This window comes from Streptomyces sp. AcH 505 (assembly GCF_000818175.1).
Taxonomy (GTDB): domain Bacteria; phylum Actinomycetota; class Actinomycetes; order Streptomycetales; family Streptomycetaceae; genus Streptomyces.
In genome coordinates, this window is the sequence record NZ_JTIY01000001.1 from 6,382,121 (window position 1) to 6,405,691 (window position 23,571).

General features: G+C 70.2%; 15 protein-coding genes and 3 pseudogenes. 10 read left to right on the plus strand and 8 right to left on the minus strand.

Translation table 11 applies throughout. The features are described 5' to 3' along the window. Positions 1-270, minus strand: a pseudogene (locus HY68_RS44175) (acyl-CoA dehydrogenase); the annotation flags it as partial. A 328-nt stretch (positions 271-598) separates the two neighbouring features. On the opposite strand from HY68_RS44175, the gene HY68_RS28425 reads away from it, so the two are divergent. After that, positions 599-2,194: an FMN-binding glutamate synthase family protein gene (locus HY68_RS28425; RefSeq protein ID WP_041994130.1), complete on the plus strand. Its 1,596-nt coding sequence runs from the start codon at positions 599-601 to the stop codon at positions 2,192-2,194. Positions 2,195-2,207: 13 nt separating this feature from the next. Here the strand turns inward: HY68_RS28425 and HY68_RS28430 are convergent, their stop codons facing one another. Next, entirely contained in the window at positions 2,208-2,789 is a 582-nt protein-coding gene (locus HY68_RS28430; RefSeq protein WP_041994132.1) for a TetR/AcrR family transcriptional regulator, read from the minus strand. 98 nt (positions 2,790-2,887) lie between these two features. Here HY68_RS28430 and HY68_RS28435 point away from each other — a divergent pair, with 98 nt between their 5' ends. After that, positions 2,888-3,901 carry a quinone oxidoreductase gene (locus tag HY68_RS28435; protein WP_041997425.1) on the plus strand — a complete coding sequence of 338 codons (1,014 nt, stop codon included), beginning with the start codon at positions 2,888-2,890 and terminating at the stop codon, positions 3,899-3,901. 16 nt (positions 3,902-3,917) lie between these two features. Here HY68_RS28435 and HY68_RS28440 read toward each other — a convergent pair whose 3' ends face one another. Both HY68_RS28440 and HY68_RS28445 read right to left on the minus strand, forming a co-directional pair. Next, positions 3,918-5,528, minus strand: coding sequence for an FAD-dependent oxidoreductase (locus HY68_RS28440; RefSeq protein WP_041994134.1), 1,611 nt, complete (start codon positions 5,526-5,528; stop codon positions 3,918-3,920). Between the two features lie 45 nt (positions 5,529-5,573). Then, positions 5,574-6,653 (minus strand): LacI family DNA-binding transcriptional regulator, encoded by a 1,080-nt coding sequence (locus HY68_RS28445; RefSeq protein WP_041994137.1) that lies wholly within the window; start codon positions 6,651-6,653, stop codon positions 5,574-5,576. A 258-nt stretch (positions 6,654-6,911) separates the two neighbouring features. On the opposite strand from HY68_RS28445, the gene HY68_RS28450 reads away from it, so the two are divergent. The 8 genes and pseudogenes from HY68_RS28450 to HY68_RS45620 form a co-directional block, all read left to right on the plus strand. Continuing rightward, positions 6,912-8,618 carry an extracellular solute-binding protein gene (locus HY68_RS28450; RefSeq protein ID WP_078863833.1) on the plus strand — a complete coding sequence of 569 codons (1,707 nt, stop codon included), beginning with the start codon at positions 6,912-6,914 and terminating at the stop codon, positions 8,616-8,618. Between the two features lie 143 nt (positions 8,619-8,761). Next, positions 8,762-9,625: an ABC transporter permease subunit gene (locus HY68_RS28455; RefSeq protein WP_041994141.1), complete on the plus strand. Its 864-nt coding sequence runs from the start codon at positions 8,762-8,764 to the stop codon at positions 9,623-9,625. Further along, on the plus strand, positions 9,626-10,516 hold the full coding sequence (locus HY68_RS28460) for a carbohydrate ABC transporter permease (RefSeq protein WP_041994144.1): 891 nt from the start codon (positions 9,626-9,628) through the stop codon (positions 10,514-10,516). Between the two features lie 35 nt (positions 10,517-10,551). Then, positions 10,552-11,763, plus strand: coding sequence for a glycosyl hydrolase (locus HY68_RS28465; protein ID WP_052457209.1), 1,212 nt, complete (start codon positions 10,552-10,554; stop codon positions 11,761-11,763). Between the two features lie 26 nt (positions 11,764-11,789). Then, complete coding sequence (locus HY68_RS28470) at positions 11,790-13,355, plus strand: glycosyl hydrolase (RefSeq protein WP_041994147.1); 1,566 nt, start codon at positions 11,790-11,792, stop codon at positions 13,353-13,355. Between the two features lie 32 nt (positions 13,356-13,387). Further along, on the plus strand, positions 13,388-15,544 hold the full coding sequence (locus HY68_RS28475; RefSeq protein ID WP_041994150.1) for a glycoside hydrolase family 36 protein: 2,157 nt from the start codon (positions 13,388-13,390) through the stop codon (positions 15,542-15,544). A 278-nt stretch (positions 15,545-15,822) separates the two neighbouring features. Further along, positions 15,823-17,115, plus strand: a pseudogene (locus tag HY68_RS45615) (discoidin domain-containing protein); the annotation flags it as partial. A gap of 636 nt (positions 17,116-17,751) precedes the next feature. Beyond that, positions 17,752-19,290 (plus strand): annotated as a pseudogene (locus HY68_RS45620) (glycoside hydrolase family 3 C-terminal domain-containing protein); the annotation flags it as partial. A gap of 33 nt (positions 19,291-19,323) precedes the next feature. On the opposite strand, the gene HY68_RS28485 reads toward HY68_RS45620, so the two are convergent. The 4 genes from HY68_RS28485 to HY68_RS28500 all read right to left on the minus strand — a co-directional run bounded on the left by HY68_RS28485 (position 19,324) and on the right by HY68_RS28500 (position 23,522). Next, complete coding sequence (locus HY68_RS28485) at positions 19,324-20,031, minus strand: response regulator transcription factor (RefSeq protein ID WP_041994153.1); 708 nt, start codon at positions 20,029-20,031, stop codon at positions 19,324-19,326. 65 nt (positions 20,032-20,096) lie between these two features. Continuing rightward, positions 20,097-20,720, minus strand: a complete 624-nt coding sequence (locus HY68_RS28490; protein ID WP_078863834.1) for a DoxX family membrane protein — start codon at positions 20,718-20,720, stop codon at positions 20,097-20,099. 141 nt (positions 20,721-20,861) lie between these two features. After that, positions 20,862-22,628, minus strand: coding sequence for a GAF domain-containing sensor histidine kinase (locus HY68_RS28495; protein ID WP_041994156.1), 1,767 nt, complete (start codon positions 22,626-22,628; stop codon positions 20,862-20,864). Positions 22,629-22,694: 66 nt separating this feature from the next. Beyond that, positions 22,695-23,522, minus strand: coding sequence for an SDR family oxidoreductase (locus HY68_RS28500; RefSeq protein WP_041994159.1), 828 nt, complete (start codon positions 23,520-23,522; stop codon positions 22,695-22,697). Positions 23,523-23,571 lie beyond the last annotated feature (49 nt).

A 23,571-nucleotide genomic window follows, 5' to 3' on the forward strand; every position in this document is an offset into this window, starting at 1 on the left:
CCGCCGCTCGGCGCTCAGCCCGGGGCCCGGCGGCTGCGCCGCCCAGACGCCCCAGCGCTCGCCGGGCCCTGGGCGGGGCCCGTCCAGCTCGTGGAGGATCGCCACGGCGTCGAGGTGCCCTTCGCCCAGCCGGGCCAGCGAGAGGTCGGCGCGGCCGAGGTCGGACAGCGCACGGAAACGCTCCCCGGTCCTGCCACTGCCGGGCAGTGGCGCCACGAGCGCACCGCTCTCGACCAGGGCGGTGAACCGCGCGGCGACGTCCTGGCGCAGCGTGGCCGGATCGAGCAGCCGTGTGGGGTCGGTGGTGTCCGTGGCGGGCCCGGCCGACCGGCCGGTGGCGGCAGCCGCTTCAGCGGTCACTCGTTCCTCCTGTGGGGAAGGCGTTCGGTCCCGGGCGGTCATCGCACCGGGGGAGTGCCGAATGCCCCTGTCCACTCGGCACAAACGCCATGGAATGTCACATCAGTCACAGCTGTGACGTATCTGTCACACCGTGCCCCGTGCCGCCGGCACCCGCAAACGTTCGTCGGGGGGATCCATGGGCATTTCTCGACCATGTCCCTGGATTGCGTCCGCGGGACGGGGACAGGTGGCTGGGGTGTCGAAAATATCTGCGCTTGTTCTGCTGGGGGTGACGCTCGCCGCGGCAGTGGTGGCCGCCCTGCTGCTCTCTCCCTGGTGGTGGCTGGCCGGCGCCCCGCCGGCGGCCGCCCTGCTGCTGGCCGTGCACGATCTGCTCCAGCGCCGGCACTCGATCCTGCGCAACTATCCGGTGCTGGGCCATCTGCGGTTCGCGCTGGAGGGGCTCCGGCCCGAGTTGCAGCAGTACTTCATCGAGCGCAACTTCGACGGCCGCCCCTTCGACCGCGACACCCGCAGCATCGTCTACGAGCGGGCCAAGGGAACCGACGCCGAGGAGCCTTTCGGCACGGAGCGCCAGCTCAACGACGTGGGCAGCGAATACCTCATCCACTCGATGGCCCCGCGCCCGGTGCGCACCGACCCGCCCAGGGTGCGGATCGGCGGCCCGGACTGCACCAAGCCGTACGACATGGCTTTGCTGAACGTGTCGGCCATGAGCTTCGGTTCGCTGTCGCCCAACGCGCTGCTGGCCCTCAACACCGGTGCGGCGCTGGGGGGTTTCGCCCATGACACCGGTGAAGGCGGTCTTTCGGAGTACCACGAGAGGCCGGGCGGTGATCTGGTCTGGGAGATCGGTACCGGTTACTTCGGCTGCCGTACCGAGGACGGCGGTTTCGACGAGAAGCAGTTCGCCGAGAAGGCCGGCCACGAGAACGTCAAGTGCGTCTCGCTCAAGCTCAGTCAGGGTGCCAAGCCGGGCATCGGCGGTGTCCTGCCGGGCAAGAAGGTCAACGCGGAGATCGCGAAGGTGCGCGGCGTGCCGCAGGGTGAGACGGTCACCTCGCCGCCGTACCACCGGGTCTTCTCCACCCCGCGCGAACTGGTCCTCTTTCTCGCCCGGATGCGTGAACTGGCTGACGGCAAACCGGTCGGCTTCAAACTCTGCGTCGGCTCGCGCCACGAATTCCTGGCCATCTGCAAGGCCATGCTGGCCGAGCAGGTCACACCGGACTTCATCATCGTGGACGGCGCGGAGGGCGGTACGGGCGCGGCGCCGCTCGAATTCGCCGACAACGTCGGACTGCCGCTGACCGAGGGGCTGATGACCGTACACAACGCCCTGGTCGGCACGGGGCTGCGGGACCGGGTCCGGATCGGGGCGAGCGGCAAGGTGGCCACCGGAAGTGACGTGGTCAAACGGCTGCTGCAAGGGGCGGACTACACCAACGCGGCGCGGGCGATGATGTTCGCGGTCGGCTGCATCCAGGCCCAGCGCTGCCACACCAACACCTGCCCCGTCGGCGTCGCGACCCAGGACCCGCGCCGGGGGCGCGCGGTCGACGTCGCCGACAAGTCGCAGCGTGTGCGCCGCTTCCAGGAGGCGACCGTCAAGAGCGCGCTGCAGATCATGGCCTCGATGGGCGTCGCCGAACCGGCCGAACTGGGGCCCCACATGCTGCTGCACCGCGTGGACGCCCACACCACCCGCAGTTACGCGGACCTCTACGACTGGCTGACACCGCGTCAACTCCTCACGGACACACCGGCGTCCTGGCGACAGGACTGGGAAGCGGCCGACCCGGACACCTTCCACGCCGTCCAGGGCGCGTAGCGCGCCGGTCGCCTCAGCGGCGCAGATGCTCGATGAGTACGTCCATGGCGGCCTCCAGATGCGCGGTGCTCCCGGTCGTCCGGAGCATCTGCACACCGCCCTGGATCCCGGCGATGAACGCGGCCGCCATCCGGTCGGCGTCCAGGGCGGGACGTACGTCACCCTGCGCCTGCATCGCGGTGATGCCCCGCAGGACGTCTCCCTGCCACTGGTTGAGCAGCGTCGTGACCACCTCTGCGGCGCCGGGGGTGGCGCCGACCTGGTTCATCAGGCTGCCGAGCGGGCAACTCGCGCCTTGCGCTCGGTAGCGTGCCACGACCGCGTCCCGCCAGTTCTCCCAGGCCGCCCAGGAGGTGAGCGCGCCGAGGTGCGGTTGCTGGTCGGCGATGACCTTGTCCGCCTCGGCCCGTGCGACCGCCAGCAGCAGCTCCTCCTTGCCGCCGGGAAAGTAGTGGAACAGCTGGCCCTTGCTGGTGCCGGTGGCTGCGAGGGCGTCGTCGAGCGTCATGTCCCCGGGAGCGTCACTGCGCAGATGGGCGGCGGCCCCGTCGATGATGCGCTGCCGGGTGGCCCGGCCCTTCGTCGTCAGTCCCACGTCCTCGAACGTACCACACGTTCTGGACTTGCAGGTCCAAAAATCTGTGCCTACCTTCGGCGGCGTAAGGAAAAGCCTGACAAGTGGAGGTGTGGCACATGCGTGCGATCGTTGGTGGACAGCTCGACGGAGTCGTTCAGCTGGAGCTCAAGGAGCGGCCCGACCCGGAGCCGGGCCCCGGGGAGGTGCTGGTCGACGTCGCCCACGCGGGCGTCAACTTCATGGACACCGCGGCCGGCACCCTGGGCGCCACGCGCGGCGTCCCCTTCGTCCCCGGTGTCGAGGGAGCCGGCCGGGTCGCCGCCCTCGGCGAGGGGGTCACGGAGTTCGCCGTCGGTGACCGGGTGGCCTGGATCTCCGTGTGGGGGAGCTACGCCGAGCGCCTGGCCGTACCGGTGGCGAACGCCGTCCCGCTGCCGGACGACATCCCCACCGACGTCGCCGCCGCGACGATGATGCAGGGCCTCACGGCGCACCATTTCGTCAACGAGGTCGCCCCGCTGAACGCGGGGGACACGGCGCTCGTGCACGCCGCGGCCGGGGGCGTCGGGCGGACGGTCAGCCAGTTGCTCACACTGCGCGGTGTCCGGGTGATCGGCCTGGTCTCCCGCGAGGAGAAGGTGCCGGTCGCGAAGGCCGCGGGCGCCGACGAGGTGCTGATCTCGTCGGGCGGCGACTTCATCGACCGGGTCAGAGAGCTGACCGGGGGAGAAGGCGTCCACGCCGTGTTCGACGGCGGCGGCGCGAGCACCTTCCAGCCGTCCCTCGACGTACTGCGCCGGGTCGGCACGCACGTCTGGTACGGCCCGCTGATCGGTGAGGTCCCCACGGTGAACCTGTTCGACCTGCCGAAGAGCATCCGGCTCAGCTACGCCGTGTACTCGGACCACATCCCGACCCGGGAGCTGCTGCTGAAGCACACCTCGGACCTGTTCGACAAGATCAGGGACGGAAAGCTGCACATCGACATCACCCGCCGCTACCCGCTCGGCGAGGCGCGGCAGGCGCACGCCGACATCACGTCGCGGGCCACCACCGGCAAACTGCTGCTCGACACGGGGCTGTCCGACACCGAGCTGTCCGACACCGAGCCGTCCGGCACGGGGCGGTGACGTCACTCCCGACCGGTCAGTAGTACTGCTTGAGACCCCTGACCTCCCGCGGCCACGCCAGCTCCACCCCGTCGGCGGCCAGCAGCCGCTGGAACTCGGCCAACCGGTCCGCACGCGCGCGTATCTGACGCGGTATCAGTCCGGTGTCGAGGCAGTGCGCCGCCAGCGTGCCGGCCACCTCGCCGATGTTCCACTCGATGGGGTGCAGCCGGTAACAGCCGTTGGTGAGGTGGGTGGTGCCGATGTTCTTCGCGGCCGGCAGCAGGTTGTCGACCCGGACCGGCAGCAGGGCGCCCAGCGGGATCTGGAAGGGCCAGGTCTCGATGTCGACGAACGTGCGCGGGCCGCGTTTCCCGCCGGTGCTGGGGTGCAGGTCGATCCGGTACGAGCCGATGCCGACGGTGTCGGCGAAGACCTCGGCGCCCACGAGCGGTTCGCGGGCGCGGGCGCCGACATGGTTCTCGGTGACGGTGAACTCGGCCTGGATACGGCGTGATTCGCGTACGTACGGGGCCTTCGCCAGGCCGTCGGAGGTGCCGAGGACGTCCGGGCGCAGCCGCAGCCCCGGATAGCCGGCGCCGCCGTCGGCCGTGGGGGCCTCGGTCTGCATCCAGTACAGGAAGGAGCGGCTGAGCTGGCGCGCCGACTCCAGGTGCCGTTCGCGCTCCTCGGGCTGTACGCCGACCACCGGGCCCAACCAGTAGTCGATATGGGCCCAGTTGACGAGCGTGACATCACCCAGCCCCGCTGACTCGGCGAAGTTGGCGCGGGCCAGGATGCGCCGGAAGTCCCACAGCCCGAAGCCGTCCGGCCGGCCGCTGGAGTCCTCGAACAGCGCCCTGCGGTGCTCGGTGAGGTCCCAGGGGTTGATCTCGGCCCAGTTGAGCTGAGGCCCCGGCCAGAAGTCGGCCTGATGGTCGCGCCAGAAGGCGTAGTCGCGCGGGCGGTCGATGACATGCTCCTCGCCGGGCCGGTGCTCCAGGGCGAAGCACCAGCTCACCGCCTGCTGGTCCAGGGGCTCGGCCTCGCCGTCCAGCGCGTGCGGCTCGCCGGTCTCCGCCGCCGACTCGGCGCCGGTGACATGCTCGACCGCGCCGAGTTCCAGCAGATCGCCCAGTTCGGTGGCGTCCACGGTGTACGCGGCTGCGATCTCGACGACCTCGCCCGCGGCGTCCCGTAGCGACACCGATGTGATCCGGTCGCCGTCCCGGCCCACCGCGACCGGCTCGTGCCGGGTCAGCAGCCGGATGCGGCGCGCGGCCCGGTAGGGGGCGAGCATCTCCTCCAGCACGGCGACGGCCACCCGCGGCTCGTGGCAGATCCGGCTGACCCGCCCGTTGCCCGGATTGAACCGGGGGTCGGCAGCGGCGGCGGCGGTCAGCGGGTAGTTGCGGCGGTAGTAGGCGCGGATGCCGTCGCGCAGCGCGCGGTACCCGCGCGTGCAGCCGAACTCCTCGATCCACGGGTGTTCGTCGGGCGGCACGCCCTGGGTGGTGAGCTGGCCGCCGATCCAGTCGGTGGCCTCCGTCAGGACGACTCCGTACCCCCGGCGGGCCGCGGCGAGCGCGGCGGCGACACCGCCGAGTCCGCCGCCGACCACCAGGACGTCGCATCGGTCTTCGCGCATGGCGCTCCTCATCAGGATCGACGGGTCATCAGGATGGGCAGGTCATCAGGATCGGCGGGCGGGCGGCGGCTGGAGGGTCTCACCTGTCCGGACACCGCAGGCGGCGACGGCCCGGCGGGGCGTCTGGTCCTCCGGCCTGGCGAGCAGGTCGGCCAGCAGCCGCACCGCCTGCCCGCCCATCTCCTCGCGCGGTGTGAGCAGTGAGGTGATCGTCGGATCGTCCGGACGGCTCCTCGCGAAATCGCCGAGCGCCACCACCGACAGGTCCTCCGGCACCCGCAGCCCCAGCAGACCGGCCCCGGCGCGCACACTCGCCGCGTGGTCCGAGTCGTCGGTCACCACGCAGGTCACGCCCTGGTCGACGAGCGTCGCCAGCAGGTCGGTGCCGACCCCTTCGGGGTCCACCAGGTGGACGGCGCCCGACTCGACGCGGGTATCGGTGCGGCACGCCTCGAAGTACCCGGCCTCGCGCTCCAGTACGGCCTCGGAGGCGACCGCGCTGCGCAGCAGGGCCAGCCGGCGGTGGCCGAGCCCGGCGCACCGCTCGACCATGGCGCGGGTGGCACTGGTGTAGTCGGCCGTCACGTACGACATCTCGCCCGAACTCAGCTCGCGGCGGCCGATGTAGACGAACGGGAAGCCGGAGTCGACGAGCGCCGCCAGCTCCTCGCGGTCCTCGTCCTGGCCCAGCAGGACGGCGCCGTCGGTGACTTGGAGCGTGTTGACACCGTCCTTGTAGATCGACCGGCGCCGCTTGCCGTCGTCCTGGCCGCGCCCGCGCGATCCGGTGAACAGCAGGAGATGGCAGTCGAGTTCCTCGGCGGCTTCCTCGATGCCGATCAGCGAGTCGTGGAAGAAGCTCAGCCGGTCCGTGGGGAACACCGCTTCGTACGTGAACACACCGACGATGTTGTTGCGGCCGCCGGCCAGACTGCGGGCCGCCAGGTTCGGGGTGTAGCCGAGCGTGCGGACCGCCTCCCACACGCGCTGCGCGGTCTGTTCGCTGGCCCGCACCGCACCGTCGTGCCGGCCGTTGACCACGGCGGAGACCACCGAGGGCGACACCGCGGCGAGGCGGGCGACATCGGCCTGGGTCGGTCTGCGCGACGATCGGGGATTTCCCATGGACGACGACTCTCTCCCTGGTCGGCTGAGACTGCTCGGGCCGTGGACACTCTCTCACATGATATTGCGCAATATCAGAGGTCGGCGGATTCCGTTACGGCCGGTCAAGCGTGCTGCTGGTTCAGTGAAGTGTTACGTCATCGTACACATCTGTTGACACCCATGTGGCCGGGCTCATACTTTGAGGCCCGCCGTTGATGTAGCGCATCATCACCCGCGCTGCCGACGTTCGAACCCCTTCGGGAAGAGGTGACAGCAGTGAGCGGACCGGGACAGGACCGGCGTGATCTGGAAGGTGTCAGCAGACGCCGGGTACTGAGCATGACGGGTGCGGCGGTGGGAATGGCCGCGGTCGCCGCCTGTTCCGGCGGCGGTACGAACGCCGTACCGAAAGGCGACGTCAAAAGCCTCGAACTGCCGGCGCGGCTGACCCCGAAGCCGGTCGACGGGCAGGTGCTCAGCAGCGTCGCCGACGTGCCGGCCGCGTTCACCCGCTACCCCACGCCGTACAGGACCGTCACCGAGAAGCCCGGCAGCGGCGGCACGGTGACGACGTTCCAGATCACGTACACACCGCCGCCACCGGCGGACAACCGCTGGGCCGACGAACTCGACAAGCGGCTCGGGGTGCAGGTCAAACCGACCCTGGTCAACCCGGCCGACCTCGCGCAGAAGACCGCGACCGTCATCGCGGGCGGCGACATCCCCGACCTGTTCTACCTCAACACCGCCACCGGACAGGCCCCCGCAGCGGCGCAGTCGGTGCTCCAGGGCGCCTTCACCGACCTGACCGAATACGTCTCCGGCGACGCGATCCGCGACTACCCCAACCTCGCGCTCTTCCCGTCGTACGCCTGGAAGAACGCCTCGATCCAGGGCCGTATCTACGGCGTGCCACGGCCGACCCCGCTGCTCCAGAGCGGCATCCCCACCCTGCGGCTGGACTGGATGCGGAAGCTCGGCATGCGGCAGCAGCCCGCGGACGCCGACGAACTCTTCGCCCTGCTCACCGGATTCACCGGGAGCGACCCCAACGGCAACGGCAAGAAGGACACCTGGGCGCTGTCGTCGCTCCAGATCTACTGGCAGTCGACCCCGATCCTCAACATGTTCGGCGTCCCCAACAACTGGCGGCTGGAGAAGGACGGGAGCCTCACCAAGGACGTCGAGACCGACGAGTTCGAGGCCGCCACCGAGTACATCGTCAAACTGTGGAAGGCCGGTGCCTTCCATCCCAACGCCGCCGCCAACACCTACGACCAGCAGATGGCCCTGTGGAACGCCGGCAAGATCGGCATGTCCGGCGCCGCGCTGAACACCACCTACGTCCGCTCCGTCCCGCAGATCGCCGGTGTGAAGGACTGGTCAACGGACCTCGGGCCGCTCGTCCCGCCCGGCCACGACGGCGGCGTCGCTTCGCTCTACCAATCGAGCGGCATCTTCGGGATGTTCGCCATCCCCGCCAAGGTCGGCAACTCCGGCAAGGGCAAGGAGCGGGTCAAGGAGCTGCTGCGCATCCTCAACTACCTCGGCGCGCCCTTCGGCAGTGCGGAGAACACCTTCCTCACCTACGGCATCGAGGGGTGGAACTACGACCTCGCGCACGGTGCCCCGGTCAAGTCCACCAACGCGGGCCGCCTCGCCGAGCTGGCTGGGCAGTACTTCTGCGAGCCGACCGAGACCGTGCTCTACCTGCCAGGGCCGCCCAACAAGTCGGTCACCGCCCAGAAACAGGCCGAGAAGCTCATCCCGCGGACCGTCGCCGATCCCACCGTCAACCTGATCTCGCAGTCGTCGGTGTCCAAGGGCCCGGCGCTGCAACAGAACCTGAACGACGCCTTCGTGGGGATCATCACCGGCCGCAAGCCGGTCAGCGCCCTCAAGGAGCTGCGCAGCCAGTGGGCAGGGCAGGGCGGCGACGCGATCCGCAGGGAGTTCGAGCAGTCCCTGGCCAAGAGCCGGTAGGGCGGCGGACGGTGACCGTGCACAGCACCGACCGGCCGGCCCGCGCCACGCCGCCCCGGCCTGCCCCCACCACTGAGCTACCGGCGAGCCAACCGCCGTCCCGCAGAAGACCGTTGCACAAGCGGATCTGGCGTGAGCGATGGATGTACGTCTTTCTCCTGCCGGGTGTGCTGTTCTTCGTCGTGTTCGCGTACGTCCCGCTCCTGGGGAACGTCGCCGCCTTCCAGAACTACTCGCCCTTCCTCGGCTTCCAGGGCTCGCCCTGGGTGGGGCTGGGCAACTTCCAGGCGCTCTTCTCCGATCAGCAGGCTCTCACCGCCATCAGGAACACCCTGGTCATCAGCCTGCTCCAGGTGATCTTCGCCTTCCCCGCGCCGATCGCGCTCGCCCTGCTGCTCAACAGCCTGGTCTCGCCACGTGTCAAACGGCTGGTCCAGTCGATCGTCTACCTGCCGCACTTCATCGGCTGGGTGATCGTGATCTCGATCTGGCAGAACGTGCTCGGTGACACCGGCGGTGTCGACCAGCTCTTCTCCCACATCGGGATGAGCACATCGCATCTGATGACCGACGCCGGCACCTTCAAAGGACTGCTGACGGCGCAGGTGATCTGGAAGGAGACCGGCTGGGGCACGATCATCTTCTTCGCCGCCATCTCCAACATCAACACCGATCTGTACGAGGCGGCCGTCGTGGACGGCGCTGGACCCTGGCGGCGCACCTGGCACATCACCCTGCCCGGCATCGCCAATGTGATCGCGCTGCTGCTGATCCTGCGGATCGGCGATGTGCTCTCCGTCGGCTTCGAGCAGATCATCCTCCAGCAGAACGCGGTCGGCAACGACGCGGCCCAGGTCGTCGACACCTTCGTCTACTACAACGGTGTGCTCGGCGGGAACTGGGGGCTGGCCACCGCCGCCGGCATCTTCAAGGGCGTGGTCGGCACGGCGCTGGTCGTCGCCGCCAACAAGACCGCCAAACGGTTCGGAACGGCAGGGGTCTTCTAGATGAGCAGCAGCAGGACCGAACGCCCGGCGTGGATGGAACAGCCCTCCCCGCTCACGCAGTTGGTGAAGGCCGTGGTCATCGCGGCCATCGTCACGGTGATGCTCTACCCGTTCCTGTACGTGGTCGCCTCCAGCTTCGCCACCCCCGCCGCCGCCAACTCCGGCGGACTGCTGCCGACCGCCTTCTCGCTCGACGCCTACCGCAGCATCTTCTCCGGCAACGTGGTGACCCGCGCACTGCTGGTGTCCATCGGGGTGACCGCCGGAGGTACGGCGCTGTCGGTGCTGTTCACCGTCACCACCGCCTACGGCCTCTCCCGCACCAAGGACGTGCCGGGATCGAAGGTCGCGCTCTACCTGATCCTGGTCACGATGCTCTTCGGCGCCGGGATCATCCCGCAGTACCTGCTGATCAGGAACCTCGGACTCGTCGACTCCTACTGGTCGTTGATGCTGCCCGGCATGGTCAGCGCCTTCAACCTCGTCGTCGTGCGCAACTTCTTCATGGAGATCCCGGCCGAACTCATGGAGTCCGCCCGGATCGACGGAGCCGGCGAACTGCGCATCCTGCTGCGGATCGTCCTGCCGCTCTCCAAGGCGGTGATCGCGGTGATCGCGCTGTTCTACGCCGTCGGCTACTGGAACAACTTCTTCAACGCGATGCTCTACCTCAACGACAGCACCAAGTGGCCGATGTCCCAGGTGCTCAACGAGTACGTGCTGCAGGGCGGCCAGCTCTCCACGGTCACCGACGTGCAGCAGGCGAGGCCGCCGTCGCAGACCGTCCAGATGGCCGTGGTGGTCATCGCCACCGTCCCGATCCTCGCCGTGTACCCCTTCGCGCAGCGGTACTTCACGAAGGGCGTCCTCACCGGCGCCATCAAGGGCTGACCGTCCCCCCCCCGTACGAGAAAGGGCCCAGAACGATGAACGACGCATCCACCCCCCGCCCACGTCCCGCATCCGGAACCGCAGCCGCAGCCGCGTCCGCCGGCCGACCGATCAGCAGGCGCACCGCGCTGGGCCTCGCCGCAGGTGTCTCACTCGCCGCGACCGGCGCACTGGCCGCACCCGCGCAGGCCGTACCCGCGCGTGCGGCGACCCGTGCGGCGGCCTCGACCGCCGCCCGCGTCGGTGTCCCGCATCTGGGCGTCTACCGCTGGGGAGCCCCCGACGCACCCGCCAAGGTCGACGCGTACGCCGACTGGATCGGCGAACCCGACGTGTGGGCGCTGGACTTCATGGCCACCGACACCTGGGACAACATCATGAACCCCACCTGGGAACTGCCCGTGTGGGGAAAGTGGGTCGGCGCGCGGGCCGGCCGCAACCTCGTCCTGTCCGTACCCATGCTGCCGGGCCCCTGGGACCTCAGCGGCCCGACCACGGGCACCGGCGCAGGGAAGGCCGTGTCGCTGGCGGCCGGCGCGGCGGGCGACTACGACGGGTACTTCCGTACCCTCGGCGAGTCCCTGGTCGCCGCCGGACTCGGCAGCGCCTGGCTGCGGATCGGCTGGGAGTTCAACGGCGGCTGGTACGCCTGGCGGGCGTCCTCCGACACCGCGCACTGGGCGACCTTCTTCCAGGCCGTCGTGGGATCGATGCGCGGGGTGGCCGGGTCCGACTTCCGCTTCATCTGGAACCCGACCATCGGCTACCAGCAGGTGCCCGCCGACCAGCTCTACCCCGGCGACTCCTACGTGGACTTCATCGGCCTCGACGTCTACGACCAGTCGTGGGCGGCCAACACCTACCCGTGGCCCGCCGGTTCGACCGCCGCGCAGATCGCCGCCGCCCAGCAGACCGCCTGGACGAACGACATCCACGGCGGCGACCACGGCCTGGCCTACTGGAAGACCTACGCCGACAGCCATGGCAAGTATCTGGTCGTCCCGGAGTGGGGTGTCTGCGACCGCGGCGATACCCACGGCGGCCTGGACAACCCCGCCTTCGTCCAGAACATGCACGACTTCCTGGTGAGCGCGAACGTCCCCTACGCGTCGTACTTCGACGTCAACGCATCGGACGGCGCACACCAGTTGTCACCCGGTGTCGATCCCAGCGGCAACCCGGTGACGACCGAGTTCCCGAACTCCGCCGCGAAGTACCTGGAGCTGTTCAGCGGTACCGGCGCCTGACCCATCGCTCACCGAAAGGACTGATCGTGACGAGATCGCTCAACCGGCGGCGGTTCATCGCACTGGCCGGCGCGACCACAGGACTCACCGCACTCGCGGGCGTCGTGCCCCCCGCGGCGCTCGCCGCACCGCACACCGGGCCGCAGGGTCACACCGACGTGCCGGCCCGCAGGATCGGCGTCTACCACTGGGACCGGCAGCCGGGCCAGATCGGCGACTTCGCCGAATGGATCAACAGCCCGGTGCACTACGCCGAGGACTTCCTGCTCAGGGACAGCTGGGCGTCCCTCACCGGGGCGGAACGGCTGTCGTACTGGCAGGACACGCCATGGGCGGACCGTATGGTGTGGGCCGCCTACCCGTTCCCCGACGGCCAGGGCGACCTGGCCCAGGCCGCCGCCGGTACGTACAACACCCACTACGCCGAGCTGGCCGCCAACCTCGTCCAGGCCGGGATGGGCAACGCGGTCCTCCGCTTCGGCCACGAGTTCAACGGCAACTGGTACCCCTGGTCGCCCCTGAACCATCCCGACGGTGTGCGGGCGGGGGAGCGCGACTTCGCCGCCGCGTTCCGGCAGTTCGTCACGGCCGTCCGGGCGGTGCACGGCGGGCACTTCACCTTCGTCTGGAACCCCGTCCCCGGACAGTCCGGCGTCGACCTCGCCGCCTGCTATCCCGGCGACCCGTACGTCGACCTCGTCGGCATCGACATCTACGACCAGGACTGGAACGTCTACAGCCCGACCGTCCCGCCGACGGCGCAACTACGCGAACAGGCCTGGCAGGACCTGCGCACCGACCCCAACTGGGGCATCGACAGGATCCAGCGGCTCGCCGCCGACCACGGCAGGCGACTCGCCGTGCCCGAATGGGGCGTCTGGCAGCAGAACGCCGGGCACGGCGGCAACGACAACGCGTACTTCATCCGGCAGATGTACGACTGGCTGAACGCCAACGACGTCGTCTGGAACGTGTACTTCAACGTGTACGCCAGCGACGGCAACCACGACCTGTACGACACCTACCTCTTCCCCGAGGCGTCCGCCGAGTTCCAGCGGCTCTGGAACCCGTCCGGCCGGCTGCCCCGCCCACGGCGCGTGACGTCGGGCACCGTCCACCCGTCGGGTGCGGCGGGACCCACCGCCTTTCCGTCCGGCACCGTCGCACGGGAAGCGCACAACGGCACGTTCACCCAGCCGGCCGGCACCAGGGCCCGGCCGTACGGGAATCCCTGGGCGAAGGACCGGATGCTCGCCTCGCTGATCCGCTCGGGCGCGCCCGTCGCACCCGCCGTGTCGTACTCCGGCGTGCCGGCCGCAGCCTCCCTCATGCTGCGCTACCAGACCCCGGTCAACGGCGACATCTACCTGTCCCTCTACATCGACGGCACGAAGGCCGTGGCCCACGTCGAACTACCCGCCGTCGACCGCACCTTGCCCACCGAGTACGCCATGGTGACCGTACCGGTGGACATTCCGGCCGGTGCGACCGTCACCGTCCAGATCGACCCGGACGACGACCGGACGGTGTCCGCCGGCATCTGGGAGTACGTGAACCTGGACACCGTCGGCTTCTGTCCCCGCCGCTTCTGACCCGCGCGTCCCGACGATCGGAAGGGGCCACCGTGCACCTGTTCTCCGTCCCCTGCGGCGACATGACCGCGCGCTACGACCACGACGAGGCCACCGGCACCGTCGGCTTCACCCTGGCCCCCGCCACCGTTCCCATCAACGCCGCCACCGGCCTCGCCGCACCCGCCGACGAGCGGCCGCCCGAGGCCGGCACGGCGCCACTGGTGCAGCTCTCGGTCACCGGCGACCGCTCGGTGCACCAGTGGTCCGAGGGCGTCACCCTGCGCGACCGCTCCACGACCCGTGAACTCGCCCTGACCGGGCACCATAGGGACGTCCACGCGGGCACCACGACCGCGACCGTGGAACTCGCCACCCCGGACGGGATACGCGCCACGCATGTGCTGCGCTGGCGCGAGGGGGAGCCCTGTGTCGAGATCGAGACCAGCGTCGTCAACGGCACCGACCGTCCGCTCACCCTGCAACTCCTCAGCAGCTTCAGCCTGGACGGTGTCGCCGCCGTCGGTCCCGGACGGGACGACCCCGGCGACACCGTCGTCCACCGGCTGCGCAGCGGCTGGTCGAGCGAGGGACAGCTGGTCAGCCAGACGTTGCGGGAGCTGCATCTGGAGGGCTGGCCACGTGTGGCGCTGGGCGTCGAACGGTTCGGCCAGCTCGGCACCATGCCGGTACGCGGCTTCGCCCCCAGCGTCGTCGTCGAGGACCGCGCGACGGGCACCGTACGGGGCGTGCAGCTGTGCTGGCCGGGCTCCTGGCAGATCGAGCTGTTCCGGCACGGGGGCGCGCTGTCCGTCGCCGGAGGGCTGGCCGACGGCGACTTCGGACACTGGCGCAAGGCTCTCGCCCCCGGCGACAGCTTCACGGCGCCGCGCGCCTGGCTGACCGCAGCGCCCGCCACGACTGCGACGGCCGATACGACCTCGGCGGAATCCAGGCAGTCCGCCGACAGCTGCTTTCAGCGACTGGTCGCGATGCAGGACGCTCACAGCCCGCACGACCGCGCCGCCGAACGTGAACTCCCGGCGCAGGTGAACGAGTTCGCCACCACCTGGGGCCGGCCCACCCACGACCGGCTGGTGGCCATGGCCGAGCGGCTGGCAGGCACCTGCGTCAAATATCTGGTGGCCGACGCCGGTTGGTACGACGGCGGCCACGGCGACTGGACGAAGATCAAGCAGTCGGCCTTCCCCGACGGGCTCGCCGCCACGGCGAAGGCGGTACGCGATCACGGTCTGGTGCTCGGGCTGTGGGTCGAGGCCGAGACCTGCGACGAGGAGTCCACCGCCTTCTCGCTCACCGAGCACCTCCTCCACCGCGACGGTGTCCCCGTCACCGCGGGACGCCGCCGCTTCTGGGACCTGCGCCGGCCCGAGACGGCTGAGCTGCTGCTCGGCCGGATCGCCACGCTCGTCACGGACCACGGCATCGGCTATCTGAAGATCGACTACAACGAGCCGCTCGGCGCGGGCTGCGACGGCGCCGAGTCCGTCGGCGAGGGGCTGCGCCAACAGGCCGCCGCCGCCCTCGACTTCTACGCCCGGCTGCGCGAGCGACTGCCGGACGTGGTGATCGAGCACTGCGCGTCCGGCGGCCACCGCCTGGAGCCCGCCACGATGTCCGTCAGCGATGTGACCTCCTTCTCCGACGCGATGGAGGGCGACCACCTGCCCATCGTCGCCGCGGACACCAACCGGTTGGTGCCCGGCGCGCGTTCACTCGTCTGGGCCGTCCCACGCACCGGCGACAGCGACGCCACGCTCGTCTACAAGCTGGCTTCAGGGCTGCTCGGCAGACTCTGCCTGTCCGGCGACTTCCTCGAACTCGACCCCGGAAAATGGCAGTTGGTGGCCGACACGCTCGACCTGTACGAGCGGGCGCGCCCCGCGCTCGCGTCGGGCCGCTGGCACCGCTACGGCCCGCCCGTCTCCGGCTACCGCCATCCGGAGGGGTGGCAGGCGCTCGTCCGGCCGACCCCGGAAGGCGACGGCGTACTCGCGGTGCTGCACGCCTTCGGCAGTCCGCCGACCACCCCGGTCCGGGTGCCCCTGCCACCGGGCCCCGCCTTCACGCTGGACGCCGCAGTCGCCTCGGGCCCGCCCCCCGAACTCCACGACGGAGCCCTGTACTGGCTACCGCCGGCCCCCTTCACCGCGACCGCCTGCCGGCTCGTCCGTCCCGCGCGCGGCTGAGCCTGCCCGTCCGTCCGGCACAGGGATTGACAGTGGTCAGTCATTAGAAGAAACTCCCGAGAGAGCGCTCTCCGACATTTCTCCGGACCGTGGGAACAGGGTCCGGAGCCACCCACGGCTGCCCGTGACGCCGTTGTCGAGCGCCCGTGCGGGATCGCGGGGTCAGGTCTCGGCGACGGTCTCACGGGCGGTCAGGCATCACACCGCCCATGGAGATGCACATGAGCCGCTTGTCGCTGTTACTCCGCTCCGTCCGGCGCCGCAGACCGCTGGTCGCGATGGCCCTCGCCATGGCCCTCGCGACCGGCGGCGCCGTCGGCACCACCGCCGGTACGGCCCAGGCCGCCGACACCCTTCTCTCGCAAGGCAGGACCGCCACCGCCTCGTCCACGGAGAACGCCGGCACCCCGGCCTCCGCCGCCGTGGACGGTGACGCGGGCACCCGCTGGTCCAGCGCCGCCGCCGATCCGCAGTGGATCCAGGTCGACCTCGGCGCCACCGCCGACATCTCGTCCGTCACCCTCAACTGGGAAGCCGCCTACGGCAAGGCGTTCAAGATCCAGGTGTCCGGCAACGGCACCGACTGGACCGACATCTACACCACCACGACAGGCCCCGGCGGCAAACAGACGCTGACCGCGCACGGTTCCGGGCGCTACGTCCGGCTGTACGCCACCGCGCGCGGCACCGGATACGGCTACTCCCTCTGGGAGTTCCAGGTCTACGGCTCCGGCGGCAGCGGCCCGTCCGCCGGCGACTGCGGTACGGCCGACGCCGCCCTCAACCACCCAGCGACCGCGTCCTCGGTGGAGAACGCCGGCACCCCGGCCTCCGCCGCCGTGGACGGCAACGCGGGCACCCGCTGGTCCAGCGCGCCCGGAGACCCGCAGTGGATCCAGGTCGACCTCGGCGCCACCGCCACCGTCTGCGAGGTCGTCCTCAACTGGGAAGCCGCGTACGCCACAAGCTTCCAGATCCAGGTCTCCGACAACGGCACGACCTGGACGCCGGTGTACACCACGACCACCGGGGCCGGCGGCAAGCAGACCCTCGCCGTGAGCGGCTCGGGCCGCTACGTCCGCGTCAACGGCACCGCGCGCGCCACCGCTTACGGCTACTCGCTCTGGGACTTCACCGTCCACACCACAGGACCCGGCAGCGGACCCGGCGGTGACGACGGCGACTTCTCGGGATCCGTCATCTCCGCGTACAAGCAGGTCTCCGCTTCCTCGTCCGAGGGCGGCAACGCGCCGGCGGCGGCGCTCGACGGCAGGACCAACACCCGCTGGTCCAGCGAGGTCAGTGACAACCAGTGGCTCCAGGTCGACCTCGGCGGCAAAGGCACCATCAGCGGCATCGTGCTCAACTGGGAGACCGCGTACGGCACCGGGTACCACATCGACGTGTCCGACGACGGTACCAACTGGACGCCCATCTACACCACCACCACGGGCAAGGGCGGCATCGAGAGACTGCCGGTCACCGGACAGGGCCGGTACGTACGGTTCAACGGCACGGCGCGGGCCAGCGCCTACGGCTACTCCCTGTGGGAGTTCCAGGTCTACGGCACGGTCGACACCTCCACCGCCACCCCGCCGCTGCTCTCGGCGCCCACCAAGGCACCGGCCACGCTCAACCAGTTCGCGCTGTCCGCACCGGCGGACAAGGCGATGGTGACCAACACCCGCAGGCCCGCGCTGTCCTGGGCGGCCGTCGGCGGCGCCGCCCACTACGAGGTGTGGCTCAACATCAGCCGCACCGACTACGACTTCGCCGCCTCGGGCAAGCTGCTCGACCTCTACACCAAGGTCGCCGAACCCACCGGCACCAGCTACACGCCGACCTGGGACATCACCGACCGCTGGACCTACAAGTGGTTCGTCGTCGCGGTGAGCGGCTCCGGCACCAAGACCACCTCCAACATCCGCACCTTCAGCGTCTATCTGCCCGATGTGGAGAAGACGGACGACGGCGTCGGCATCGTCAACGGCGCGCGCGACCTGAACAAGAACGGCACCATCGAGCCGTACGAGGACTGGCGGCAGCCGGTCGCCACCCGGGTCGACGATCTCCTCGGCAGAATGACGCTGGAGGAGAAGGCCTACCAGATGTTCTACAACGTCCAGACGTTCCCGCAGTCCGGCTGGCACTTCGGCCCCGCGCAGCCGGCCGACCTGCACAAGATCCTGCTGTCGACGGCGGCCACCCGGCTCGGCATCCCGCCCGTCTCCGCGGGTGACACGACCGCCGGCTACCAGACGACGTATCCGCTGCAGAGCGCGCTGGCAGCCGGCAAGGACTACCCGCTCGACTACCAACTCGGCGACATGCAGCGCAAGGAGGAGCTGGAGGTCGGCGCGCGGGGCACGCTCTCGCCGCTCGCCGAGGTCGGTACGAAGGTGATCTACCCCCGTATCCAGGAGGGCGGCGGTGAGAACGCCGACGTCGCCGCGGCCCAGCTCCGGGCCCTGGTCGCCGGTCTGCAGGGCGGTCCCGAGCTGAACCCCGGCTCCGTACTCGCCACGGTCAAGCACTGGCCCGGCGAAGGGGCGGGCGGCGAGGCCGGCATCGTCTACGACGGGGTGAGCATCAAGTACCACATGATCCCGTTCCGGGCGGCGATGGAGGCGGGCGCCGTCAACATCATGCCGGGCTACGCGGGCAGTTCGTTCCTCGACCCGGGCGGCCCCGGCGCGGGCGACAGCGCGAAGATCCTCGCGTACCTGCGGCAGAACCTCGGCTACACCGGTCTGATCACCACGGACTGGCTGCCGCCGGGCAACTGGATCAACGCGGCCAACGCGGGGTCCGACGTGATGGGCGGAGCCGACCCGGGCGCGGCGGACTTCACCATGGCGAGCTTCGATTCGCAGGTGCCGCTCGCCAGGATCAATGACGCGGTGACCCGGATCCTCACGCTCAAGTTCCAACTGGGCGTCTTCGAGCACCCGTACGGCGACCCGGTGAACGGTCCCTACCGCTTCCACCAGCCGAGCTACACGGCGCTCGCCAACCAGGCGTCCCGCGAGTCCAACACGCTCCTGAAGAACAACGGCGTGCTGCCGGTCAAGCTCAACGCCGGCGACAACATCGTCGTCGCGGGACCGAGGGCGACCGACGGCGCTTCATGCTGCATCTGGTCCAGCTACTTCCACCAGGAGTACGGCTCGCTGACCACACTGGACGCCATCAAGGCCAGAGCGGCCAAAGCGGGCGTCAACGTCTACCAGGACACCGGGCCCGCGCCGAAACTGGCCGTGGTCGCGGTGGGGGAGCCGTCCTACACCCACGCCACCTCGTGGCTCAACACCCAGCCGTATCTGCCCGCCGACCAGCTCGCCCTGATCAAGAACTTCAAGGCCCAGGGCATTCCGGTGGTGGTCGTGCTGACGTTGCCGAGACCCATCGTCATGAGCGACTGGAACGACCTGGCGGACGCCATCGTGATCACCTACCGCGGCGGTGAGGAGGTCGGCCCCGCGACGGCCGGCCTGCTCTTCGGCGACTACACCCCACGGGGCAAGCTGCCGTGGCAGATGCCCAGAAGCGTCGACCAGGTGCTCAAGCCCGGCGGCGCCGACACCCAGGCGGATGCCAACGAGAGCTGGGACCTGCCGTACGACCTCGGGGCGACAGCCGCCGAACGCACCGATATCCGCGCCAAGATTGACGCGGGTCAGACCGTTCCGACGACGTACGGGAACCCGCTCTACCCGTACGGCGCGGGACTGACCTCCTGGAACTAGCCCCGGAGAGGACATCAGTTGGTCCGCACGGGCCTACGGCGTCCGGTACGCGCCGCGTGCGCGCGTACCGGACGCCGGTCCGTCGGCGGCGGTGGCGAGTACGGCCGCCTGGATGCGCCGTTCGACACCGAGCTTCGCCAGCAGCCGGGAGACGTTGTTCTTGACGGTCTTCGCGGAGAGATAAAGCTGTTTGCCTATCTGCGCGTTGGTGAGCCCTTCGCCGATCAGCCCCAGGATCTCCCGCTCCCTCGGGGTGAGTTCGGCGAGCACGGCGAACTCGGATTGCGCGGGTCCCGCTTCGCCGCGAATGCTGCTCATCAGCCGGGCGGTGGTCGCAGGATCGAGCATCGACCGGCCCGAAGCGACGGTGCGTACGGCCGTGACCAGGTCGGAGCCCCTGATCTCCTTCAGTACGTATCCGGCGGCACCCGCCATGATCGCGTCCAGCAGCGCATCGTCGTCGTCGAACGACGTCAGCATGAGACACACCAGCTCCGGCATCAGGGAGCGCAGCTCCCGGCAGACCGTGATCCCGTTCCCGTCCGGCAGCCGCACGTCAAGTACGGCCACGTCGGGGCGGAGCGCGGGCCCCCTGGCCAGGGCCTGCTCCCTGCTGCCCGCCTCGCCCACGACCTCGATACCGGGTTCGGCGCCGAGCAGGTCACGTACGCCTCGCCGGACGACCTCATGATCGTCGAGCAGGAACACCCGGATGGGATCCTGCGGTGCGTCTGTTGTCATGGCCGTCCTTCGCGGTGATGGGGAGTACTGCGGGAACCGCCGGTCCGTGAAGGACCGGCGGCCGTTCAGACCAGCCAGCGGCTGTTGTCGCGTACGAAGGGGAGTTCCTGCCAGACCTTGCCGAGCCCCCAGGTGCGGCCCGCCGCGGCGACCGCGAGAACGATCATGACAGCGGCGAACATGACGTGATAGTCGACAAGGGGATTGGACGACATGCTGGGTGACCCGTCCGCCAGGTGCTTGGCCGGGGGCCACTCCGCCGCCCACATGAGCGCCATCATCACAGTCCCGGCGACGGCGGTGACCCGCAGCGCGACACCGGATGTGAGGGCGACCCCGAGACCGAGCATGCCCAGCATGAACAGCCAGTCCGCCCAGGGCTGGCCGGCCCACGCGTGGAAGGCCGACTGGAGCGGTCCGGCCGAAACCCCGCCGAGGAAGCCCTTGGTGGGCGAGCCTCCGTTGATCCAGGCCCCGGCCGACGGCGTCGCGTAACCCCAGCCGAAGAGCTTGTCGAAGAACGCCCAGAGGAAGACGAAGCCGAGCAGGATGCGGGCGCCGGCGGCGGTACGGGCGAGCGCCCACGACATGGCCTGCGGCCGGTCGGCGGCGATGGCCGGGTCCGCCGTGTGCTTGCGCGACGACGGGAGGCGCAATCCGGTGGGCCGGGGGCTTTCGTGAACTGCCATGGGATACATCCCTTTCAGGGCTGGCGTGCTGCGGTGAGTTCGGGTTCGTGTCCTCAATCTCCTCCGGCACCCGCGCCGGCGCATCGGCTCTTCGGCTCCGACCGCAGGGCCGAACGGCCCTGTTCGTCAGCCCGGTTGGGCTCAGGACGCACCGCCCCGCACCGGTACGCGCCACACCAGACGGGTACCGCCACCGGCCGGGGTGTCCCGGACGAAGGTGCCGCCGAGCGCGGTCGCCCGCTGTTCGATGTTCTTCAGCCCACCGTGCGCGGCTCCGGGGCCCACGCCCACCCCGTCGTCGGCGACGGTCAGCGTCAACGTCCCAGCGGCGACCGCGAGACGGACGTCGACGGACCGGGCGTGCGCGTGCCGGGCGGCATTGCTCAACGCCTCGACCAGCACCGCGATCATATGGTCGGCGACCGCGGGCGACACCTCGGTCTCGATCAGCCCCTCAAGCCGCAGCGCCGGCGGAAAGCCCAGCGAGACACCCGCACGCTCCACCACGACGGCGAGCCGGCTGCGGACGCCGTCCCCCGACCGGCCCGGCTCGTGCGCGCGCAGCCCGAAGATGGTCGACCTGATGATCTTGATGGTCTCGTCGAGGTCGTTCACCGCACGTTCGAGACGCTCCGCGACCTCCGGGTGCTGGACGAACTTCTGGGCGCTCTGCAGTGTCATACCGGTCGCGAACAGCCGCTGGATGGCCAGGTCGTGCAGGTCACGGGCGATCCGGTCGCGGTCCTCCAGCAGGGTGATCTGCTCGGTGTCACTGCGCCGTTCGGCCAGTTCCATCGCGAGCGCCGCCTGTCCCGCGAAGCCGAGCAGCGGAGCGGACTGCGCGGCCCCGAACGCCGGACGCCCGGCGCTGCGGGCCAGCACCAGCACACCCCGTACACCTTCCCCCGTCCCCATCGGCACCGCCACCGCAGGGCCCAGCCCCGTCCAGCGGGCCGCGCCGCCCTCGATCCGCGGATCGGTGGCGATGTCCTTGCTCACGACCGGCTGCGTCCCGGTGAACGCCGCCCCGATGAAACCGTCCGGCCCGGTGTCCGCCTCGCCGTCCGCCCCGGAGTCCGGGCCGCCGCCCGACAGGCCGCCGTGCGCCGACACTTCGAGCCCCACCGCCAGTTCCGTACGCAGACCGCCGCCGCCGACGGGAACGGCGACAAGCCCCACGTCGGCGTCGAGGATCTGCCGTGCCCGCTCGACGATCAGCTCCAGCACCTGCGGGCGCGGATCGCCCGACAGCAGCCGGCTCGTGACTTCCGAACTCGCCGACAGCCACAACTCCCTGCTGCGCGCAGCCTCGTAGAGCCGGGCGTTCTCGATGGCCACACCGGCGGCCACGGCCAGGGTCCGCAGCACCGACTTGTCCTCGGCGTCGAACTCCTTGGCGCTGCGCTTCTCCGTGAGATACAGATTCCCGAAGACCTCGTCACGCACCCGGATCGGCACGCCGAGGAACGAATGCATCGGAGGATGGTTCGGCGGGAAACCCGACGACGACTCGTGGTCGGCCAGCTCGGCCAGTCTCAGCGGTACGGGATGCCGGATCAGCTCACCGAGCAGCCCGTGGCCGCTGGGCAGATCCCCGATCCGGGCCCGTCGCTCGTCGTCCATGCCCACCGTGATGAACTCCGACAGGCTCTGCTCCCCGCCGATCACCCCCAGCGCGCCGTACTGCGCGTCGACCAGCACCACGGCCGCCTCGACGATGTCCCGCAGCACCTGGGCCAGATCCAGCTCCCGTCCGACGGACAGGACCGCCTCCAGCAGACTGTGCACCCGGTCCCGGGTGCCGCGCACCGCGTCGATGCGGACCTGCAGCTCCTCCAGCAGCTCGTCGAGGCGCAGCCGAGGTATCCGTTCTTCCGCACCGGCCGCCGTACTGCCCGCGTCCGCCATCGAGGAGCCTCCACACCGTCGGGATCAAGCCTGTACGCATGATGCGCCACGACGGCGGCCGGAAGGTCAGAAATCGGTCGAAGCGGCCGTCTCCCGCTGGGGACGCAAGGCGGCCAGCCGCTCTTCGAGCGCGCCGGTCATCGCGGTCCACGCGTCGCTGCCGAGCGCCAGCCGGAGCGGTGCGGGATCCTGGCCGACGCTTTCGATCATGAGCGTGGCCATCCGGGCCGGGTCCCCGACGGGGAGGCGCGTCGTGTCCTCGACCATGCGGTGGACCGCCGCTGTGGGGGTGACGTCGTACGCGTCGAGCCGCGCGCCGAGACGCACCCCGCCGTGCCGGAACTCGGTGCGGGCGCCGCCCGGTTCGACGATCGTGACGCCGATGCCGAACGGTGCGACCTCACCGGCCAGCGCCTCCGCGAAGCCTTCGATGCCCCATTTCGTCGCGTGGTAGAGCGAGCCGCCGGGCCATGCGGCCTGGCCGCCCATCGAGGACAGCTGGAGGATCCGGCCGCCGCCCGCCGCCCGCAGGTGGGGGAGCGCGGCACGGATCAGCTGGATCGAGCCGAGCAGGTTGGTGTCGATCTGATGGCGCACCTGCTCGTCGCTCAGCTCCTCGGCGGCGCCGATCAGGCCGTACCCGGCGTTGCTCACGACCACGTCGAGCCGCCCGAACCGGGCGTGCGCCGCGTCCACCACCTCCCGGATACGCGCGGTGTCGGTCAGGTCGAGGAGGGCGGCATGGAACGCGTCGCCGTACTTGCCGGTGAGGTCGGCGACCGAATCGAGCCGGCGGACGGTGCCCGCGACGCGCTCGCCGCGGGCGAGCAGCTGCTCGGTGAGATGGCGGCCGAAGCCGGTGTTCACTCCGGTGATGAGCCAGTTTCGTGTCATGGACCGAGCCTCGCCCGACCTGGCGCCCCGTAGCCAGCGCCCCGCTGAG

Excerpts from the sequence above, each read along its gene's own strand:
- HY68_RS28455 (WP_041994141.1), top strand. The coding sequence starts at position 8,762 with ATGTACGTCTTTCTCCTGCCGGGTGTGCTGTTCTTCGTCGTGTTCGCG.
- HY68_RS28485 (WP_041994153.1), bottom strand. The coding sequence starts at position 20,031 with ATGACAACAGACGCACCGCAGGATCCCATCCGGGTGTTCCTGCTCGAC.
- HY68_RS28440 (WP_041994134.1), bottom strand. The coding sequence starts at position 5,528 with ATGCGCGAAGACCGATGCGACGTCCTGGTGGTCGGCGGCGGACTCGGC.
- HY68_RS28500 (WP_041994159.1), bottom strand. The coding sequence starts at position 23,522 with ATGACACGAAACTGGCTCATCACCGGAGTGAACACCGGCTTCGGCCGC.
- HY68_RS28445 (WP_041994137.1), bottom strand. The coding sequence starts at position 6,653 with ATGGGAAATCCCCGATCGTCGCGCAGACCGACCCAGGCCGATGTCGCC.
- HY68_RS28495 (WP_041994156.1), bottom strand. The coding sequence starts at position 22,628 with ATGGCGGACGCGGGCAGTACGGCGGCCGGTGCGGAAGAACGGATACCT.
- HY68_RS28465 (WP_052457209.1), top strand. The coding sequence starts at position 10,552 with ATGAACGACGCATCCACCCCCCGCCCACGTCCCGCATCCGGAACCGCA.
- HY68_RS28490 (WP_078863834.1), bottom strand. The coding sequence starts at position 20,720 with ATGGCAGTTCACGAAAGCCCCCGGCCCACCGGATTGCGCCTCCCGTCG.
- HY68_RS28435 (WP_041997425.1), top strand. The coding sequence starts at position 2,888 with ATGCGTGCGATCGTTGGTGGACAGCTCGACGGAGTCGTTCAGCTGGAG.
- HY68_RS28460 (WP_041994144.1), top strand. The coding sequence starts at position 9,626 with ATGAGCAGCAGCAGGACCGAACGCCCGGCGTGGATGGAACAGCCCTCC.